The following is an 18733-nucleotide window of genomic DNA, read 5'->3' as shown; positions in this document are numbered from 1 at the left end:
CGATGCGGATCAAATCCTGCGTTGCTGGCCCTGCCAGTACTGTTCGCGCAGGTCCTTCTTCAGCACCTTGCCGGCCGTGCTGCGCGGCAGCGCGGCGATGAAGTCCACGCTCTTCGGCGCCTTCACCGAGCCGAGTTGCGCCTTGCACAGCGCGATGAGTTCGTCGGCACTCACGTGCTGGCCCGCATTGAGCTCGACCACGGCCTTCACGGCTTCGCCCCACTTTTCGTCGGGCACGCCGATCACCGCGCAGTCCTGCACCGCCGGGTGCGACCAGATCACCTGCTCGACTTCGCTCGGATACACGTTGAAGCCGCCGCTGATGATCATGTCCTTCTTGCGGTCGGTGATGTGCAGGTAGCCCTCCCGGTCGAGATGGCCGATGTCGCCAGTGTGCAGCCAGCCGTCGACGATCGTCTCGGCCGTCTTGTCCGGCGCGCGGTAGTAACCCTTCATCACGAGGTCGCCGCGCACGCAGATCTCGCCGGTCTCGCCCTGCTTCAGCACGTCCCCGCGTTCGCCGACGATCTCGACGCGCACGAGCGGATTCGGGCGGCCGACCGACGCCAGCCGTTCGTCCGGCGCCAGCTTTCCGTCGATGAAATGTTCGGCCGGCGTCAGGTACGAGATCGACGCGGGCGCCTCGGTCTGGCCGTAGCCGCCCGTCATCACCGGGCCGAATACGTCGATCGCGCGCTTGAGCTTCTCGACCGACATCGGCGCGGCGCCGTACAGGAAGTAGCGCAGCGACGAGAAGTCGACCTTGTCGATGCCGGGGATGTCGAGGAGCCGGTAGATCACGGTCGGCGGCAGGAAAAACTCGGTCACGCGGTGCTTGACGATCGCGCCGAGCAGCAGCGCGGGATCGGGCTTCGGCAGCACGACGACCGTGCCGCCGCGCGCGGTGCACGGCAGCGACATCATGCCGGCGGTGTGCGTCATCGGCGCCGCGGCGAGGTTCACCGACCGCTCCGCGCCGTACGACATCGCGATCATGAAGTTCGCGAAATACGTCTGGAACGAGCGGTGCGTGTTCATCACGCCCTTCGGCAAGCCGGTCGTGCCGCCGGTGGCCGACAGCGTGACGACGTCGTCCATCGCGTAGTCGACGGCCGGCGGCGTGGCCGGCTGCCCTTCGCTCCACGTCGCGAGCGACGGCGCCCACGGCAGGTCGGCGTCGATGCACACCCACAGCCGCACTTTCGGCAGGCTCGGCCGCAGCGCGTCGATCGCATCCGCGAACGCATGGTGGAAGAACAGCACCTCGCAGTCGAACGCGTCGAGCACGTACTGGTTCTCGGCCGGCGCATTGCGGCCGTTGACCGGGATGTACGCGAGCCCCGCGCGCCACATGCCGAGCGCGCAGCTCCAGCCGGTCACGTCGTTGTCCGCCCACACCGCCGCCTTCGCTTCCTTCGCGAAGCCTGCGGCGAGCAGCCCGTTCGCGATGCGGCACGACAGCTCGCCGATCTCCTGGAACGTATAGCTGCGCTCGTCCTGGATGTACGCGATGCCGTCGGGATTGATGCGCCACCCGCGGTCGTAGAAATCGATAATGGCCATTTCACATGTCCCGTTGAATCTGTACCGGCAACGCGGCGGCCGTCACAGTTGCGTGACCGTGGCGCGCGCGAGCCCGCGCTGTTCGAGGAAGCCGAGCATGTAGCGATGGCCGAACGCCTTCGAGCCCGACGCGAAGCCGGCGCGCGCGAACTCGCCGTCGAGCAGCTTGAGCGCGCCCGCCGCATGGATCGCGCCGGTCGAGATGTACGGCGTGATGCCGTGCACGGTCGCGCGCACCGACGCGAGCTGGCCGCGGCCGATCGCGACGTCGACGCTGCGCTGGATCGTCGTGCGCTCGCGCGGCGGCATCGTCGGCGTGGTCGAATCGACGACCTGCTTCAGCACCGCGTCCTGATGCTCGCGCGGCAGGTGCTTGTATTCGGCTTCCCACTTCTGCCCGAACTGGTGCACCAGCTTCATCACGTTGTTGTCGTAGAAGCCCACGCACGAGATGCAGCTGCGCACGCGCGGATCGCGCTCGAAGTAGACGGGCAGCGACGTGCCGCCCCACGGCAGGCAGAACACCGGCTGCATGAACTCGGGCGTCGCGACGGTGAACGACGCATCGGCCGTATGCGGGACGAGCTTCTTCTCCCACAGGTAACAGGACTCGTGGCGCACGCCGTCGAAGATCGTCGCGGTCGAACCGATGCTCACGCCAGCCGCGTTGCGCGGGCCGCGCGTCAGCGTGGCAGTCTCCAGCGCATCGATGCCCGGCGTTTCGAGCGCGAGTTCGGCGGCGATCTCGGCAAACGTGTACATGTACGCGTTCGACGACGACACCAGCAGGCCGGCCTGGCGATACAGCTCGCCGAACTGGTCGCGCACCTCGCGGATATACGACTGCTCGCCGGTCGTGTCGAGATGGTGGCAGCCGGCCTTCAGCGCGGCCTCGACGCCGACGAGCCCGAAGCTCGAGAACGGCCCGACTGTATTGCACACCACCTTCGCGCCGCGAAACGCCTTCACGAGCGCATCGACGTTGTGCTCCGCCTCGATGATTTCGTATTCCGCCGATTCGAGGCGCACGACACGCTGCGCCATCATTTCCTTCGCGCGGCCCGCGTTGCGCGCGACCGCGGTGAACGGGATGTTCTGATCGATCAGCCAGTCCATGATCAACATGCCGGTGTAACCGCTTGCGCCATATACGACGACGGGGTGCTTAGCCATGGTTGTCTCCTGAAACGTGAGTTGTTGAAAACCGGTTCGGCCGAACGGCCGCTACTGCCGCTTCACATTCGGGTACTTCTTTGTAGAACACATTACCGATCTTAGGTCACTATGACAAAGTAAACAGCGAAGAAAAAGACAGGGTATTCCCGGCCCCGGCGCGCCGTCCGCATCATCGGGCCGTACTCCCCGCACCACCCGCGCCGTCCGGCGACAGGCTGGCCAGGTAGTGTGCAATGGCCCGTGTGTCGTCACCGGACAGCGTCGCGGCCATGCCGTTCATTGCGCCGGTCGGATCGCGGCGCTGGCCCGAGCGGAATGCCGCCAGCTGCGTCTCGAGGTATTGCTGCCCCTGGCCCGCGAGGCGCGGCATGTGATCCTTGCCCGTCAATGCCGCGCCGTGGCACGCCTGGCAGCTTCGTGCGGTGACCAGTGCCCTCCCGCGCTGCGCGAGCGCCTCGTCCGCCGGTACCGCTTCGTTGCGCTCGGGCGCCTGCCGCGCGAAATAGGTCGCGAGCGCGTCGATCTTCGGGCCGTCGAGTTCACGCGCAAGCGGCCCCATGTACGCATTGCGACGCTCGTCGCTCGCGAACGCACGCAGCTGCGCGGCGATGTAGGTCGCGGGCTGCCCCGACAGCGACGGATACCACGCGTTGCGCGACTGTCCGTGCGTGCCGTGGCAGAACGCACACGTCTCCTGCGGCTGCGGCCACGCGCCGCCGTTCGCGTTGTCCGCGCCGCCGATCGCGGCCATCGCCTTCTCGTAACGCATTCCGTCGACCAGGTCGGGGCCGTACAGCGTGCCGGCCGTCGCGACGCCCGCGATCACGAGTGCGGTGCCGATCATCCAGGTTCGTTTCATTCACGCCTCCTTGCCGCGGCCGGCCAGCTTGCCGAGCGCCTGCAGCGCCGCGCGGTGCCCGGAGCGCACCGCACCGTCCATCGCGCCGGCCCACAGGTCGGCCGTTTCGGTTCCCGACCAGATCAGTCGGCCGGCCTCCGGGCGCAGGAACTTGCCCCATTTCGTCCAGAAGCCGGGCGGCAGCGGATGGATGCACTGCAGCGTCCATGGATCGACGCGGCCCCAGTCGTAGTCGTGGAACTGAGTCGGATGCAGCGCCTTGTCGCCGAGCGCGCGCGCGAACACGGCCGACAGCGTTCGCTCGGCGGCCTTCGGCTCGGACGGCAGCGCGCCCGGCGCGACGAATGCGGCGAGCACGCCGACCGAGCCGTCCGGCGGCGAGTTGTCGTACGCCATGAAGACCGGGCCGCCGACCTCGAAGATCTGGCCGTTGTAGCCATCGTCGCGCCAGAACGGGCGGTCGTACACGTGCACCGTCTTGCGCATCGGCGCGTTCGCGGGCCAGTTGCGCTGCAGCTGTGCGCGACCGGCGGGCAGCGGTGGATCGAACGCGATCTGCTCGCAAAGCGCCGGATTCAGCGCGACGATCACGCGCCGCGCGCGGATCACGCCGCGATCGGTCTGCACGTCGACGATGTCGCGATCCCAGCCCGAGATCCTGCGCACCGGGCACGACAGCCGCACCTTCGTGCCGAGCTCGCCCGCCATCCGCAGGCTCAACACCTGCGAACCGCCGACGAAGCGCGTTTCCTGCGCGCCGCCCTTGATCGATTCGAGCTTCGCGTAGTCGCACTCCGCGCTGTTGATGATCGACAGGTAATGCAGCAGCCCGAGCTGCGCGGGCGCGCCGCCGAGCGACAGCTTCGCCGCGAGGCCGAGGAAGTAACCGTCTTCGTAGGTCACGCCCTGTCGCAGCAGCCAGTCGCCGTAGGTCAGCTTGTCGAGCTCGGCCGCGTGCTGCGCCGTCCACGGTTCGCGGGACGGCACGCCGCGCGCGAGCGCGCCGAGCTTCGCGCCGATCGCATCGTCGCCGCCCGAGCCGCCGTGGAAATCCTGCGCGACGCGCGTGTCGCCGGCGAGCACGACCGTCTTGCCTTCATAGAACGTCGGAAACGTATCGACGCCGAGTTCGCGTGCGAGATCGGCGATCGCCGTCTGGCCGGGGCCGATCCACTGGCCGCCGGCTTCCGACACGACACCGTGCCCGAGATCGTGGTTGAAAGTTCGGCCGCCGACGCGGTCGCGCGCCTCGACGACGACGAACGATTCGCAACCGGCGCGCTTCAGGTCGCGTGCGGCGGTCAACCCGGCGAGCCCGGCCCCGATGATGACGACATCGAACACGCCGCGCTCCGCCGAAGCCGGCGCCGTGCTTTCCGCGAACGACATGTCTCCGGCCGCGAGCGATGCGGCGCCCACGGCCGCGACGCGCAGTATTTGCCGCCGGGCCTGCGTGTCCGGCTTGTGCTTGCGATTCATCTTGCGTACTCCATCCTTCGTGGCTTTTTTTGTGGATTCAACTCACGGCGCGGCCAGCACGCCGTCCTGCGAAAACAGAAGCGGCTTGCCGCGCGCATCGATCAACGCCGCGGTGAGCGTCGCGCGATCGGCGCGCTGCGCGACGTCGAACGGGCCGCCCGCGACCCGCTGCGCCAGCGTCATCCCGTCGAGCCCGACGCCGACCAGCCCGCGGCCGGTCGCAACGAGAGCGGTGATCGAGCTGCGCGTGCCCGTGTTCAATGCGGCCCACGTCGTTCCGCCGTCGCGGCTTTCGAACAGGCTGCCGAGCAGCCCGCCGACCACGATCCGGCCGTCCGGCATCGCGACGCCCGACCACAACGTGCCTTTGCCGCCCGTTGGCAGATAGGTCCAGTTCGCGCCGCCGTCGGCCGATTTGAGCACCATCCCTTGTTCCGACACGACGTAAAGCGCGTGCGCGGGGTCGGAGAACACGTGATGGAGATTGCGGTCGGCCTTGCCGCCGCCGGGCGGCTTCGGCAGCGTCGTGCGCGTCCATGTGCGGCCGCCGTCATGGGTCTGCAGCATCAGCGACCACAGTCCGACCGCAATGCCGTCCTGCGCGCTCGTGAACAGCACGGAGAACAGCGGCTGGTCGACCGACGTATCGACACGTTGCGTAACCCACGTGTCGCCGCCGTCGTCGGTCGCGAGAATCGCGCCCCACTGGCCGACTGCCCAGCCGTGCTTCGCGTCCGCGAACGACACGGCCGACAGCGTCGCCGACACCGGCACGCGCTGCGCCTGCCGCCAGGTCTTTCCGTCGTCGTCGGACAACAGCACGATGCCGTGCTCGCCGACCGCGACGATCCGCGAACCGGCGTGCGTCGCGTCCATCAGCATCATGCGCGTCGGCGCGGCCCACGCGTGCGCGGGCTTCGCGGCCCAGGCCGCGACGGTTCCTTCCTGCGGTTGCGCGAGAACCGCGGCGGCAACGCAAAATCCGATAGAGGCAACGAGCGTCTTGATCATGGCAAGGATCTCCGTGAGGGTGGCCGCAGCCGTCAATGGCTGAACAGGCCGGGCGCGCGGGCGGGCTTGCGGCGCGGGAACCCGCGCTCCAGCAGCGACGCCAGCGCGGGCAGCGCCGTCATCGCCATCGCCAGGTTCACGATGAACATGAACGCGAGCAGCTTGCCCATGTCGGCCTGGAACTTGAGCGCCGAGAAGCTCCACGTCGCGACGCCGATCGCCAGCGTGATCGCGGTGAAGATCGTCGCCACACCCACTTCGAGCATCGCGTGCTGCACCGCCTTCACGATGTCCTGCCCGCCCGCGAGATGCACCTGCAGCCGGTTGTAGATGTAGAACGCGTAGTCCACGCCGATCCCCACGGCGAGCACCATCACCGGCAGCGTCGCCACCGTCAGCCCGATCTGCAGCTCCTTCATGAACCAGTAGCCGATGAAGGTCGCGACCGACAGCGGCACGCAGCATGCGAGCATCGCGCGCCAGTCGCGGTACGCGAGAAACACGAGGATCAGGATCGCCGCGTACACGTAGAGCATCATCGGCAGCTCGCTTTTCGCGACCTCGTCGTTGGTCGCCGCGAGTACGCCAGCGTTACCCGCTGCAAGCCGCACGGTGATGCCCGGGAACGGATGCGACGCGCGGTACTGCTTCACGTCGTCGAGGATCCGGTTGATCGTCGTCGCCTTGTGGTCGGTCAGGAACAGGTGCACGGCCGTCATCCCGCAATCGCGGTTCATGAAGCCCTTCACGCGCGACACGTCGACCGACACCGCGCCGTAGTTCTCCGCATCGATCGGCACGACGTTCATCTTCGGGTAGTCCTCGTTGTAGCCCTGGTTGTAGGTCCGCAGCATCGCCGAGTACGACTGCACCGACACCACGCCCGGCTCGGTGCGCATCGCGGCCGAGAAGTCGTCCTCGTACAGGCCGACCGCCGGGTTGTCGCACGCCTTGGCGGTCGATTCGATCGCGACCGTCAGCCAGTCGAGGCCCATGTCGTAGTTGCCGGCGATCGACGTCGCGTCGCGGTTGAAGCGCGCATCGGCCCGCAGCTCCGGCGCGCCGGGCTGCAGCGTGCCGATCACGCGGTCGCGGCTTTGCCACGCGGCGAGCGCGAAGATCGCGACGGTCAGCGCGACGGTCAGGCCCGCGTACTTCGGTTCGGCCACCCGCGCGAGCACGCGCAGCGGCTTGGCGCGCTGCTGCGCACGCTTCAGCGAGTTGTCTGCGTATGTTTTCGTGAAGTTGAAGCAGGAGGCGGCGACCGGCAGCAGGATCAGGTTCGTGACGATCTTGTAAGCGACCCCGAGCGACGCGGTGATCGCGAGCTCGCGCACCATGGGGATCGGGATCAGCAGCAGCGTGATGAACGACACGAACGCGGTGATCAGCGCGAGCACGCCCGGGATCAGCAAGCCGCTGAAGCTGTGGCGCGCCGCATCGAACGAGCTCTGCCCGTGCGCGATCTCCCGGACGATGAAGTTCACTTGCTGCACGCCGTGCGACACGCCGATCGCGAACACGAGGAACGGCACCAGCACCGCAAGCGGATCGAGGCCGAAGCCGAGCAGTTTCAGCGTGCCGAACTGCCACACGAGCGACGTCAGCGAACACGCGATCAGCAGCACCGTGAAGCGCACCGAATGGCAGTACCAGTACGCCGCCAGCGCGGTCAGCAGCAGCGCGACCGCGCAGAAGCCGAGCACGGCCGTCGCGCCGTCGGCGATGTCGCCGATCTGTTTCGCGAAGCCGATGATCTGGATCTCGTAGCCGGCATCCTCGAACGGCTTGCGCACCTTCTGTTCGAGCAGGTGGTTGAACGCGACGTAGTCGAGCACCTTGCCCGCGCTGTCGCGCTCGTTCAGCTCGGCCGTGATCATCGCGCTGTCCTCGCCGTGCGACACGAGCGTGCCGACGTAGCCGCCGAGCGTCGTCGCGCGGCGTACGCGAGCGACGATGTCCGGCGTCAGCTGGTCGGGCGTGATGGTGCCCGGGATGATCGGCTCCGCGCGAAAACCTTCGTCGGTCACTTCGTTGACGAACGCGTTCGGCGTCCACAGCGAGCGCACGCCGATGCGGTCGACGTTCGGCAGATACGTGACGGCCTGCGTGACGTCGTACAGCCGGGTCAGCCCTCCCTTCGACCAGATCGACCCGTGCTTCGCGCGCACCACCACCGTGATCCGGTTCGCGCCGAGCAGGTCGTTCCGATACTGCTGGAACGTGCGGATGTACTCGTGCCCGATCGGCATCTGCTTTTCGAAGCCGGCGTCCATGCGCAGCTGCACGGCGAACACGGCCATCGCGACGGTGAACAACGCGATCGCCGCGAGCACGATCGCGCGATGACCGAAGAAGAGCCTTTCGAGGCGGCTGACCAGACGATTGAGCACGACATGACCCCTTGATGATTGGCGGAGGCGCACGGCGCCGACCGCCCGTAAGCACGTCACCGTCAGAAATTGCGAGTGACGAACAGCCCGACGAAATTGCGGTCCGCGTACGGCTGGCCGACCGTGTTGTGCCCGCCGAAGAACGCGGTGAAATTGATGCCGGCCTGCCAGTTCGGCGGGTTCTGGTTGAACAGCACGTAGACGTTCAGCGACTTCGCGCCCTGCATGTAGTTCGCGGTGAAGGTCGGCGTGTAGCCGTACAGTCCATCCGAGAACGTCACGCCCGGCGTGACCTGCCAGCCCGGGATCAGCGTGCCGTCATAGGTCCAGTTGAAGTCGATCGTCGCGCCGACCGAGCTCGCGGTGCCCTGCCCCTTCCCGATCGGGTAGCCGAGCGCCGAGCCGTTGTTCAGCCACGGCAGGTAGCCGGTCTGCGGCGCCTGCGTGACGGTCTGCCCGTTGATCGTGCGCGTGACGCCGCTCGGACTCAGCCCCGGGTAGTAGATCCACGTGAGCTCCCACGTGAGCGCGGCTGAATCGGCGCCGAGCCATTTGAGGAACGGATACTCGCTGCGCGTGAGCGCCAGCAGCCCGTTGATGTCGTACTGGAACTTCTTCTTGTCGACCCATTGCGGGCAGTCGATGCCGGCGACGCCGTTCGTGTTCAGGTCGAGCGGGCCCCCCGCGCCATAGCAGGCCGACAGCGCGACCGCATCGCGCGGCCGGTACGACAGCTCGGTACCGATCGCCCAGGGCCCGAGCCCGAAGTTCGCGCTGACGCCGAACAGCTGGCGGCGGCCGAGATACGACCACTGCTCGGTGCCGTTCGCGAGCGACGCGAGTACCGGCGACTTGTCGGTGTAGTTCAGGTAATAGAACGCGAAGTTCGCGTCGAACGAGCGCGGCGAGTAGTTGAACTTCACGCCGAACTGCGGCCGGTATTTCGCCGGCAGGTTCGTGACGGACGGCAGCCCGATGTCGTTGAACGGCGGCCCCGCATAGTCGCCGTTCACGAGCCCGTTCTTGATCGCGTTCAACGTGCCCTGGTTGCCCGCGGCGGCCCCGCCGCCGATCGCATTCGCGATCGAGCCGGCGCTCGGCCCGGTCACGTTCAGGTTGGTCGTGTTGAGCGTGAACGGCTCCGCGCCGCGGCCGAAGCCGTTCGTCACCGACCAGTACGAGCCGACCGGCGGATAACGGTTGCCGTTCCACTGGAACTGATAGTAGGCCTCGGTGCTGAATCCGTGCGACAGGTCTGCAGCAACGCTCACCATCGGTGCGGGCAGCAGCGCCTGCTTGAGTTGCGAGCCGGGAATCAGCAGTTTCTGCACGTCGAGCGAGTTGGTCGCGTTGATCCCGCTCTGCGCGAACATGCTCTCACCCCAGTTGATCACCTGGTTGCCGAGCCGCACGTGTGCGTTTCGTCCGCCGATCCTGAAGTCCTTTTGCGCCCACAGGTCGAGCAGTTGTGCGTTGTAGACCACCTGCGCGGAAGCGGTGCTCGACAGCGGCGTTCTCGCCGTATTGCCGGCGAGGAAATCGTACATGCCGGTGCCGCGCACCATGAACTTCAGCCCTTCGCTGGGCATCTTCAGCAGCAGCTCGCTGGTCGCGCTGACGTAGGTGCTGAACGGCTGGCCCTTGCGGTAGTTCAGGTCGCCGTTGTCCGCATAGCCCCATTGATTCGTGTTCGCCGCCGCGCCGCAGCCGTATGCGTTCGGATCGCCGGTGAGCGAGCAGCTCGGGCTCTTGGTACGGATGCCGGCGCCGGCCGTCAGGTTGGTCACCCACGAGCCTTGCAGATCGTTGATGCCCGTCGTGAAGTCGTAAGCGTATGCGTTCGACGCCGCGGCACCCGCGAGCACGACCGATACCGTAGTATTCCTGATCAACCTTGCCGATTCCATGATCCGTCTCCCACCCCTTTGCGATGCCGGCGCGCGGTCGTTGCGCGCGCCGGTCCCTTGGGCTTCAGCCGATGACGGTCAGCGTTCGCTGACCGAGCGCAGCGATTCCGCCGTGTAGAAATCCTGCTTGAAGCGCGGATCGTCGGCCTGTTCGAGCCAGCGAACGTCCTTGCCCTGCCCGATCGACGTCGCATCGAGCACGTAGCGGCCGTTGTTCATGTCGTACTGCGCGAGCGGTTCGTTGTCGCACGTGCCGCCGAGCTCCCACACCGGGATCGGATAGCTTTCGCGCACCTTCCACAGCTTGCCCTGCGCGTCGTAGTCCTCGCCGACCAGCGCGAGCCAGCTGTCCTCGTCGAGATAGAACACCTTCTTCGATGCGACGTGCCGTGCGCTCGGCTTCAGCGTCGCCTCGACGACCCACACGCGGTGCGTCTCGTAGCGCCGGCTCGTCGCCGCGACACCGTCCGGCGTCGCGACGTCGTGCAGCTTGCTCTTGAACTTGTACATGCCGAATGCGTTGTACGGGACGATCATTTCCTTCTTGCCGACCAGCTTCCAGTTGAAGCGGTCGAGCGAGCCGTTGATCATGTTCGCTTCGTCGATCAGGTACTGGTTCTCGAAGCCGATCAGCGGCGCGTCGTGCGTATAGGCCGGCATGCGCCGCACGCGGCGCTGGCCGGGGAAGTAGTAGTACGTCTCCGACGGCTTGTCGAAATACTGGCGCTGCACGAACGCCTGGCCGGCCAGCGCAGCCGGCGAGTTCATCTGGAAGTACACGGCCGTGCTGAGCTGATCGACGTCCTGCGGAGAATGCTTGCCGAGCTTGCCGGACGGGAAGAAGAACGTCTGCGGGCCGACCGCGTCGATCCATTCGCTGCTGCCCGGACGTGGCGACACGGTCGTCGCCATCTGCCCCCAGTCGACACCTTCGCCGCGATAGCGCATCTCGTAGTTGAGGATCGCCTCGACGCCGCTCTTCGGCTGCGGGAACGGCACGCCCGGCAACATGGCCGCCCCGAGCGTGTCGCCCGCCGGCCCGAGCTTCGCGGCGCTCAGGTTGGCCTTCGAGTTCTGCTCGACGACATCCGGCAGCTGGCATTCGCGGTGGGACGGATAGACGTCCATCCGGTAGCCCTTCTTCTGCTTGATCAACGCGACCTGTCCGGGCGACAGCTTGTCCGCGTACTTGTCGACGTTCGCCGCATCGATCGAGTACAGCGGCTTCTCGTTGCGATGCTTCCAGAAATCGGCGCGCACCTTGCCCCATTCCCAGCCCGCGTCGGGCGACTGCTTGCCGGTGTAGGCCGGCACCGAGCCGTCCTTGCTCGCCGCGCGATCGGCGCCGGCCGGCGTCAGGTCGTCCGCCGCGACGGCCGTGCCGAGCGCGAGACATACAGCGGCCGCGAGTGCGGACGCGGCCCAGAATTGATGCTTGCTCATCATGGTTCTCCTTCCCACTGCGCGTTCGCTCGCCCGTCCCGGGTGCGACGCATTCAATCCGCTCGCGATCACCGACCGGCGATCGCATCGCTCCCTGATGACGGTCGTCCGCGATGACGGACGGCCGCCTGCCTGTTTCGATACGCTTTCGCCATTCCATCAGGACTGCGATTCATTACGAACGCCCGTCTGGAAGGAATGACGCACTGCCGTCTGTCTCAGTCCCTGCCCGACCCGGCCACCGCGACCGCACGCACTTCGACGCACAGCCCCGGCAGCGCCAGTTGCGACACGCCGACCGCCGTCCACGACGGGTAGCGGTCCGGGAAATATGCGTCCTTGATCGCCGCGAAATCCTGCGTTTCCTGCTGAAGGTTCGTATGGAAGGTCGTCAGTTCGACGACGTCGGCGAGACTCGCGCCCGCCGCTTCCAGGATCATCTTCAAGCTCTCGAACGCGATCCGCGCCTGCGCCGCCACGCCGTCGGCCGGCTGCATCTGCGCGTCGAGTCCGACCTGGCCCGACACCCAGATCGTGTCGCCGACGCGCGTGGCCGGCGAGAAGTGGTATGCGTCGTACCACGGCTGGAACGGCGGCGGAACGATCGATTGCCGCTTCGGGGTAGCTGACATGATTGAAGACTCCTTGCTCAGACGAGTTGACGGAAACACGGTGCGCGGAACGGATCGCCGGCCTTCAGCCCGGCGAGCTCGTCGACGAACAGCACGCCGGCCGGCGTGAAACCCGAACGGCTTTGCTCGGGCAGCGGGCTGAACGTCGCGTCGTCGCCGAAGAAGCGCAGCACGAGCGTGTGGCGGTCGGGGAACGCGGCATCCACCGCGCCACCGCCGTGCAGCACGCCCGGATGGAGCAGCACCACGTCGCCAGGCTTCGTTTCCCACGAAATGATGTCGTACGCGTCGGGCGCCGCGCGGCGCTCCGCTTCGATGTTCGGCAGCCGCGGCCACACGTCGCCGCCGTGCAGCGGATCGGTCGGGTCCTCCGCGTTCTGGAACGTGGTGCCGTCGTGGCGCACGCCGCGATGCGAGCCGCGCACGATCTCCAGCGCGTTGCGCTTCGGCACGTGCTCGAAGCTGATCCACGCATTGCCGAAGTGCATGCCCTCCCACGGCAGGTACGACGTGTCCTGGTGCCACGGCGAGCGCGCGCTCTTGCCACCGGCCTTCATGAACAGTTCCTCGGCGAAGTACCACACGTGCTTCGAGCCCCACAGGTCGGCGAACAGCTTGCCGAACGGCAGCGTGCCGACCAGTTCGTCGAGCCGCGCCTTCGCGTACGGGTTCGCGTTGTCGTTGTGCGACCGGTATTCGGTGCCGTCGAGCAGCGCCGTCGCCATCGGGCCCGGGTTCTCCATCCCCCAGTCGAACGCGGCGCGGCACTGCTCAAGCTGCGCCGCGTCGAGTACGCCTTCGACGAGAACCGCGCCGTCCTCGAAGAAAGCCTTGCGTGTAAGTGCATCCATCGTAGATCTCCTGATTCGTCCAACCACTGCCGGCCGTGATCGGTCATTGCCGGCACCTTCAGTAGAACATGGTGACAATGTTAGGTCATCATGACAAAAATACGAGAAAGAAAAAGAGGGGGTATTCCCTGTTTCGTCTGCTTGTTCGAACGTGCGTCGTGGCGGTTTGCCGTCCCGCCATGACAACCTGCTTTCAGCTTTCATACAGTCGGGCGGCGACGCCGGCCGCGGCGTCGCCGACACGTCATCCGCGCATGCGGTCGAACACCGTATGCGTGACGAAGCCGACCAGCACGGCATCGGCCAGCGTGTCCACGGTGCCGCGCGCGTCGGCCGCACAACACGCGTGCACGCCGTCGCACAGCGCGGTCAGGCCGAGCGCCAGTAGCCACGCGGGCAATGGCAGCGACACGCCGGCACGCGCCGCGAATGCATCGATGCATGCGGTCGCGAGCGCTTGCCGCTCATGCAGCAACGCACCGAACTGCGCACGGAACTGCGGATCGCGCGCCGCCTGCAGTTGCGCTTCCAGCCATATCAGCCGCGACGCATCCCGCGCGGCACGCCGCCGCCAGCAGGCGAGCAACGTCCGCTGCGCGTCCTCCGCCGAACCCGCCGGCATGCCGGCGATCCGTTGCAGCGCCGTCGCGGCATCGTCGTGATCGCGCCGCAGCAGCTCGAACAGCATCTCCGTCTTGCTGCGAAAGTTCGAATAGAACGCGCCGCGTGTATGCCCGGCCGCCGCGGCGATATCCTCGACGCTCGCGGCCGCATAGCCCTTCTCCGCGAAGATCGCGCGCGCGGCGCCGAGCAGGCGTTCGCGTGTCGCATCGCGTCGCTGCGCGCGGGTCAGCCTGACCGGAGCCATCCGCGCGCTCCGCGGTCTCCGCGGCCGGGTTCGCACTTCGTCCGGATCATCTCCTCTTCCTCAGTACGACTATTCATTTCGGATACGACAATACGTTCGCGTTCACCTTGCCGCGTCCGGCGTCGCGCTCCAATGCGCCATACGCGTAATAGAGCGTGACGGTCAGGTACGACCAGGCCAGCAGCGCAAGCACGTAGAAATTGAACACCACGTTGGTTTCCTCGCCCGGGATCTTGTAGAAATCGTAGATGCACGCGATCGCCTGCGAAGCGACGAGCGCGATCGTCGTCGTCAGCGCATGGAACACGTGGCCGGCACGCGCGAGCCGCAGCACGAAGCCGGCGAGATAGATCGACATCAGCGTCCACATCGCCACATAGAAGTACGGCAGCGCGTTCTGCAACACGCCGGCCACGAGCGCGATCGTCCCGAGCGTCGCGAGCACGAACAGCGTCACGTCCTGCCGCATCGACGGCCGGTAGCCGTGCGTGACGGCCATCAGACCGGCGACCGCGATCACCGGCATCCCGAATCCGCGCGAGAACGCGTCGAGGAAGTGCGAAATGGCGTACGACACCGGTAATTCGGTCGCGAAGAAGATCACCGCATTGGATGCGGAGATCGTCACGATCCACCACTCGAAGCCGAGCAGGAAATTGCGCTTGCGGACGAACTTGAGGCCGTACAGGCCGGTCGTCGCCGCCAGCGTCGCGCTGGAAAGACAAAGTACAAGTGATCTGTGATCCATGGTTCGAACTCCGGAGGTCGATTGCTACCGTTGATTCACTGCGTGACCGGGCTGACGCTCGCGAGATAGGTGGCCACCGCCGCCCGATCGTCCGCCGACATCGCCTGCGCGACGCGCTGCATCGTGCCGGTCGCCTCGCTGCGCGTGCCGTTCGCGAACGCGTCGAGTTGCACGCGCAGGTAGTCGTACCCCTGCCCGGCGAGCCGCGGAAACTGCGCCTGGCCCGTCAGTCGCGCGCCGTGGCAAGCGACGCACGCGCCGCCCGTCACGAGCTGCTCGCCCTTCGCGCGCAGTCGCGCATCCGGTTTGAAATAGCGGTTCGCGAGCGGCGCCTGCTTCGCGTAGTAGCCGGCCACACGCGCGATCTCGGCTTCGCTCATCGTCATCGCGAGCGGCCCCATCGTCGGGTTCGCGCGTTGTCCGCTCGCGAACGCGTGAAGCTGCGCGGCCACGTACTGCGCGGGCTGGCCGGCGAGGCTCGGATACGCGTCGTTCAGCGACGAGCCGTTCACGCCGTGGCAGCCCATGCACACGTCGGTCGTGCGCGGCCACGGGCCGCCGTCGGCCTCGTCGGCCTGTGCCGTCTCGTCGATATGGCGCTGCAGGCGATAGAAGCCGAGCAGCGTCGGGCCGTAGACGGCCAGAAGCGCGCCGGCGACCACGAGCACGGCGAGCAGCACGATACGTTTCTTCATTTCCGGTCTCCTACGCGCGGCGCAGTTTGTTGAGCGCCTGAAGCGCGGCCTGGTGACCCGAGCGGACGGCGCCGTCCATGTAGCCGGCCCAGATGTTCGCGGTCTCGGTGCCCGACCAGATCAGGTTGCCGCACGGCGTGCGCAGCGCGTCGCCGTGTGCGGTCCAGAATCCGGGCGGAATCGCGGAAACGCACGTGATCGTCCACGGGTCGGCGAGCCCCCAGTCACGATCGTGGTACGACACCGGCTGCAGCGCATCGGCACCCCACGCCTGCGCGTAGAGCTCGGCGAGCATCTGCTTTGCCGCCTGCGGGTCCGACGGCAGCATCGCGTTCTTGACGAACGCGTTGATCACGCCGATCTCGCCGCCGGGCGGCGAATTGTCGTAGGCCCAGAAGATCGGCCCATTGGTCTGGAAGATGTGGCCGTTCAGCCCCTTGTCGCGCCAGAACGGCCGGCGATAGACCATCGCCGTCTTGCGCGCCGGGGAATGCGCGGGCCACGCACGTTGCAGTGCCGCGCGCGGCGCCGGCAGAGGCGGATCGAACTGCATCCGGTGACACAGTGCCGGGTGGAGCGCCATCACGACCTGTCTCGCGCGCACCGTGCCGCGGTCCGTCTGCAGCGTGACGACATCGCGATCCCAGCCGACGATCCGGCGCACCGGTGCCGACAGGCGCACCTTGTCGCCGAGTTGCTGCGCCATCCGAAGGCTGAGGGCCTGCGAGCCGCCGACGAAGCGGGTTTCCTGCGCGCTGTGCTTGATCGAGTCGAGCTGCGCGTAATCGCAATCGGCGGAATTGATCATCGACAGGAAATGCAGCAGCCCCATCTTCGCCGGCGCGACGCCGCCCGACAGCGCGATCGACGCGTTCCAGCCCATCCGGTCTTCGGGTTGGATGCCCTGCTGCGCGAGCCAGTCGCCGACCGACAGCCGGTCGAGCTCGGCCGCCTTCTGCGAGGTCCATGGCGTGGCCGACGGCACGTCGCGCGACAGCCGGCCGAGCTTCGCCGCGACGGCTTCGTCGGTGCCGAGCGTGCCCTGCAGGTCGATCTCGGCGCGCCCGTCGCCGCCGAGAATGACCGTCTTGCCTGCGTAATAGCTCGGGAACGTGCCGACTTCCAGCTCGCGGGCGAGATCCGCGACAGCCGTCTGGCCCGGGCCGATCCACTGGCCGCCAACTTCCGTCACATAGCGGCCGCCCACGTCGTAGTTGAGCGTGCGGCCGCCCACGCGATCGCGCGCCTCGAGCACCGCGAAGGATTCGCAGCCCGCGTAGCGCAGGTCGCGCGCGGCCGTCAGGCCGGCCAGCCCGGCGCCGACGATCGCGACGTCGAGCACGTCGCCCGGTACGGGCGCCGCATCGGCGCTCGCACGCGACGCGCTCATTGCAAGGCCGCCGATCGCGACGGAGGCGCCCGTGGCCTTGAGCCACTGCCTGCGCGACAGGTTGGCCGCGCCGTTGGGGGATGACTTCCTGGACATGATGTCTTTCCGGGTTACAGCCTGAAATGACGCGGGCGGCGGCCGCCTGGGCGGCACGCGCATATCGCACGCGCGGAATCTGACGACTGAACAACCTCAAGCAACTTCCCCTGCCGCCGGCTCGGGCATCGAGCCCGATGCGCGAGCCGGTTCGCGAACACCCGCGCCCGCATGCGGCCGAGCCATCGGTCGCATGGCACTCGACGTTCGCCATTCGCAGTCCTGCCTGTCTCCATGCCGATCGTCCTTTTTCTGATAAGGAATCGTCGATCTTTGTAATTAGTACATGTTGCAAAAGTTAGGTCATGATACATAAAACAGAAACAGAAAAAAAAGACAGGGTATTCCCCTGTCCCGATGACGATCGCAAGGCTCCAGAAAGGTTGCTGCGCGGTATCGCGTTCATGGCGATCGCGTGCGCGGTCCCGCATGCCGCGCATCGGGCAACGCCGCGCGCCGGCAACCTTGTCCACGGCGGTCTTCATGTTGTCGTAGATGCCGCGCCGCGGCACGCCGCCGAACGCGGCGAACGCGCGGGCGTGCGCATCGAACAGCATCTCGTGACTCTGTGTGGGATAGGCGACGAGCCAGAACGCGCGGCTGGAGTTAAGTTTGACGTGGGCGACCTCCAGGCGTCGCCGCAGCCCGCCAATAAAAGCGTATTCGCAGCTCCAGTCAAACTGGAAGGCTTCGCCGGGTTCGAAGGCGAGCGGCACGAAGGCCTGCCTGCGAGGCGCCTCAGCCTGCTCCTCGTGCCAACGCCTCACGAACGCGCTCACCCGGCCGTAGCTGCCGGCGTAACCCTCGGCGCGGATCGCCTCGAACATGAACCGGGCGGTGCGCCGGTCACGCTTCGGGCGATGACTGTCGGCACGCAGCCAACCTGTCAGCTGTGCGGCCCAGTCGTCGATGACGCTCGGGCTGACGCGCTTCGGATACTTCGGCACGACGGCATCAGTCTGCCGCAGCCAGCGGCGCACCGTGTTTCGGGACAGGCCCGTACGCCGCGCAATCTCGCGCAACGGGACCTTCTCGCGGAAATACATCCGCCTGATCTTGGCCAATATACCCACCGTGATCACCTTTGTATCCCCTGCTCAAAGATTGAGCAGAGCATTCAATCACGTGGGTCAAAATTCGATGAAAATTTCCAGCTCTAGTGGGTCAGTTCTGCGCGGACATCAACATGCCTTGTGCATTAGCACGTGTATGACGCGCAGTCGCGTGATTGGTGATGTCCGGTAAGGGACGACCCGCTTCCGCGCCGAACCAACGATACTCCCTGATTTCGAGATCTTCCGTGACGCCGAGCCAAACCACGCAACCACTTGGCGCGCGAGCCAATTGTTGGTTGATGGCCACCTGCGTACGCGTGCCGTTGACCAACGACACCTTGAACTGGACGTGTCGCATCACGCTGTCGCAGCACATGACGAGGTCGTATCCGCTCGCGTCGAACTCCGCGCGCAGGATCTCGACGTTCACGACCCCGAGCTGCCAGAGGCGCCGCATAGCCTCGCCGACGAAGACATGTTCAACGATCCGCTCGCGCAACACAGAATATGCGGCATGCCTTGCCCTAGCGTCGGCAACACCGGTCACTTTGGTCTCCATGCCTAGCC

At 66.7% G+C, this 18733-nt stretch carries 15 protein-coding genes and 1 pseudogene; all 16 read right to left on the bottom strand.

The genetic code is table 11. The annotated features are described in order from the left end of the window. Positions 1-9 precede the first annotated feature (9 nt). The 16 genes and pseudogenes from CFB41_RS17400 to CFB41_RS17325 all read right to left on the bottom strand — a co-directional run bounded on the left by CFB41_RS17400 (position 10) and on the right by CFB41_RS17325 (position 18725). Entirely contained in the window at positions 10-1563 is a 1554-nt protein-coding gene (locus tag CFB41_RS17400; protein WP_069250421.1) for an AMP-binding protein, read from the bottom strand. A gap of 42 nt (positions 1564-1605) precedes the next feature. Further along, positions 1606-2736: a trans-acting enoyl reductase family protein gene (locus CFB41_RS17395; RefSeq protein ID WP_069250420.1), complete on the bottom strand. Its 1131-nt coding sequence runs from the start codon at positions 2734-2736 to the stop codon at positions 1606-1608. A gap of 172 nt (positions 2737-2908) precedes the next feature. Continuing rightward, on the bottom strand, positions 2909-3598 hold the full coding sequence (locus CFB41_RS17390; protein ID WP_089457265.1) for a c-type cytochrome: 690 nt from the start codon (positions 3596-3598) through the stop codon (positions 2909-2911). Beyond that, complete coding sequence (locus tag CFB41_RS17385; protein ID WP_089457264.1) at positions 3599-5077, bottom strand: FAD-dependent oxidoreductase; 1479 nt, start codon at positions 5075-5077, stop codon at positions 3599-3601. Positions 5078-5119: 42 nt separating this feature from the next. Then, positions 5120-6088 carry a YCF48-related protein gene (locus CFB41_RS17380; protein ID WP_089457263.1) on the bottom strand — a complete coding sequence of 323 codons (969 nt, stop codon included), beginning with the start codon at positions 6086-6088 and terminating at the stop codon, positions 5120-5122. Between the two features lie 32 nt (positions 6089-6120). After that, positions 6121-8481 carry an RND family transporter gene (locus CFB41_RS17375; RefSeq protein ID WP_089457262.1) on the bottom strand — a complete coding sequence of 787 codons (2361 nt, stop codon included), beginning with the start codon at positions 8479-8481 and terminating at the stop codon, positions 6121-6123. Between the two features lie 62 nt (positions 8482-8543). Beyond that, positions 8544-10388, bottom strand: coding sequence for a DUF1302 domain-containing protein (locus CFB41_RS17370; protein ID WP_089457261.1), 1845 nt, complete (start codon positions 10386-10388; stop codon positions 8544-8546). Positions 10389-10466: 78 nt separating this feature from the next. Continuing rightward, on the bottom strand, positions 10467-11834 hold the full coding sequence (locus tag CFB41_RS17365; protein WP_089457260.1) for a DUF1329 domain-containing protein: 1368 nt from the start codon (positions 11832-11834) through the stop codon (positions 10467-10469). Between the two features lie 215 nt (positions 11835-12049). Then, positions 12050-12463 (bottom strand): RidA family protein, encoded by a 414-nt coding sequence (locus tag CFB41_RS17360; protein ID WP_069250413.1) that lies wholly within the window; start codon positions 12461-12463, stop codon positions 12050-12052. A gap of 17 nt (positions 12464-12480) precedes the next feature. Continuing rightward, on the bottom strand, positions 12481-13314 hold the full coding sequence (locus CFB41_RS17355; RefSeq protein ID WP_069250412.1) for a phytanoyl-CoA dioxygenase family protein: 834 nt from the start codon (positions 13312-13314) through the stop codon (positions 12481-12483). 244 nt (positions 13315-13558) lie between these two features. Continuing rightward, positions 13559-14182, bottom strand: coding sequence for a TetR/AcrR family transcriptional regulator (locus CFB41_RS17350; protein WP_069250411.1), 624 nt, complete (start codon positions 14180-14182; stop codon positions 13559-13561). A gap of 73 nt (positions 14183-14255) precedes the next feature. Continuing rightward, the gene (locus CFB41_RS17345; protein ID WP_069250410.1) at positions 14256-14930 is read right to left on the bottom strand and encodes a hypothetical protein; all 675 of its coding nucleotides are present in this window, start codon (positions 14928-14930) and stop codon (positions 14256-14258) included. A gap of 35 nt (positions 14931-14965) precedes the next feature. Then, entirely contained in the window at positions 14966-15625 is a 660-nt protein-coding gene (locus CFB41_RS17340) for a cytochrome c (protein ID WP_089457259.1), read from the bottom strand. Between the two features lie 10 nt (positions 15626-15635). Next, positions 15636-17111 carry an FAD-dependent oxidoreductase gene (locus CFB41_RS17335; protein WP_069250408.1) on the bottom strand — a complete coding sequence of 492 codons (1476 nt, stop codon included), beginning with the start codon at positions 17109-17111 and terminating at the stop codon, positions 15636-15638. A gap of 461 nt (positions 17112-17572) precedes the next feature. Further along, positions 17573-18184: pseudogene (gene istA, locus CFB41_RS17330) on the bottom strand (IS21 family transposase); the annotation flags it as partial. 91 nt (positions 18185-18275) lie between these two features. Then, entirely contained in the window at positions 18276-18725 is a 450-nt protein-coding gene (locus CFB41_RS17325; RefSeq protein ID WP_256941074.1) for a hypothetical protein, read from the bottom strand. Positions 18726-18733 lie beyond the last annotated feature (8 nt).

The sequence above is a fragment of the Burkholderia sp. AU33803 genome, from assembly GCF_002223095.1.
Taxonomy (GTDB): Bacteria; Pseudomonadota; Gammaproteobacteria; order Burkholderiales; family Burkholderiaceae; genus Burkholderia.
The sequence above is the reverse complement of the archived record's forward strand: the minus strand, read 5'-3'. Positions and strand labels throughout refer to the sequence as shown.

What these genes read in the sequence shown, in the direction of transcription:
- CFB41_RS17400 (WP_069250421.1), bottom strand. Translation starts at nt 1,563, where the DNA reads ATGGCCATTATCGATTTCTACGACCGCGGGTGGCGCATCAATCCCGAC.
- CFB41_RS17395 (WP_069250420.1), bottom strand. Translation starts at nt 2,736, where the DNA reads ATGGCTAAGCACCCCGTCGTCGTATATGGCGCAAGCGGTTACACCGGC.
- CFB41_RS17390 (WP_089457265.1), bottom strand. Translation starts at nt 3,598, where the DNA reads ATGAAACGAACCTGGATGATCGGCACCGCACTCGTGATCGCGGGCGTC.
- CFB41_RS17385 (WP_089457264.1), bottom strand. Translation starts at nt 5,077, where the DNA reads ATGAATCGCAAGCACAAGCCGGACACGCAGGCCCGGCGGCAAATACTG.
- CFB41_RS17380 (WP_089457263.1), bottom strand. Translation starts at nt 6,088, where the DNA reads ATGATCAAGACGCTCGTTGCCTCTATCGGATTTTGCGTTGCCGCCGCG.
- CFB41_RS17370 (WP_089457261.1), bottom strand. Translation starts at nt 10,388, where the DNA reads ATGGAATCGGCAAGGTTGATCAGGAATACTACGGTATCGGTCGTGCTC.
- CFB41_RS17365 (WP_089457260.1), bottom strand. Translation starts at nt 11,834, where the DNA reads ATGATGAGCAAGCATCAATTCTGGGCCGCGTCCGCACTCGCGGCCGCT.
- CFB41_RS17360 (WP_069250413.1), bottom strand. Translation starts at nt 12,463, where the DNA reads ATGTCAGCTACCCCGAAGCGGCAATCGATCGTTCCGCCGCCGTTCCAG.
- CFB41_RS17355 (WP_069250412.1), bottom strand. Translation starts at nt 13,314, where the DNA reads ATGGATGCACTTACACGCAAGGCTTTCTTCGAGGACGGCGCGGTTCTC.
- CFB41_RS17350 (WP_069250411.1), bottom strand. Translation starts at nt 14,182, where the DNA reads ATGGCTCCGGTCAGGCTGACCCGCGCGCAGCGACGCGATGCGACACGC.
- CFB41_RS17345 (WP_069250410.1), bottom strand. Translation starts at nt 14,930, where the DNA reads ATGGATCACAGATCACTTGTACTTTGTCTTTCCAGCGCGACGCTGGCG.
- CFB41_RS17340 (WP_089457259.1), bottom strand. Translation starts at nt 15,625, where the DNA reads ATGAAGAAACGTATCGTGCTGCTCGCCGTGCTCGTGGTCGCCGGCGCG.
- CFB41_RS17335 (WP_069250408.1), bottom strand. Translation starts at nt 17,111, where the DNA reads ATGTCCAGGAAGTCATCCCCCAACGGCGCGGCCAACCTGTCGCGCAGG.
- CFB41_RS17325 (WP_256941074.1), bottom strand. Translation starts at nt 18,725, where the DNA reads ATGGAGACCAAAGTGACCGGTGTTGCCGACGCTAGGGCAAGGCATGCC.